The organism is Enterococcus sp. H57, assembly GCF_003112495.1.
Lineage (GTDB): Bacteria > Bacillota > Bacilli > Lactobacillales > Enterococcaceae > Enterococcus_B > Enterococcus_B faecium.
This window is the reverse complement of record NZ_BEHC01000074.1, coordinates 1-278: the sequence shown is the minus strand read 5'-3', so window position 1 is coordinate 278 and position 278 is coordinate 1. Positions and strand designations below refer to the sequence as shown.

Annotated in this window: 1 protein-coding gene; it reads left to right on the top strand. The window is 39.2% G+C overall.

Features of this window, described 5'->3' with window-relative positions:
* On the top strand, positions 1 to 278 hold a 278-nt coding region (locus tag DIZ30_RS12595), incomplete at both ends, for a LysM peptidoglycan-binding domain-containing protein (protein ID WP_159086159.1).

Genomic DNA, 278 nt, shown 5'->3' with positions numbered 1-278 from the left:
ATCACGATGGATCAGTTAATCGAATGGAATAATATCAAAAACAACTTCATTTATCCAGGACAGCAATTGATCGTTAAAGGTGGAACTTCGGCAAATACAAATACAGGTTCAACTACTTCTGCAGCGAAACCAAATACACCGAATACGTCTGCTACGACAAGTACATCATCCACTGGTAATACGATGTATACCGTGAAAGCGGGCGAGTCAGTTTGGAGCGTAGCGAACAAACATCATATCACGATGGATCAGTTAATCGAATGGAATAATATCAAAAA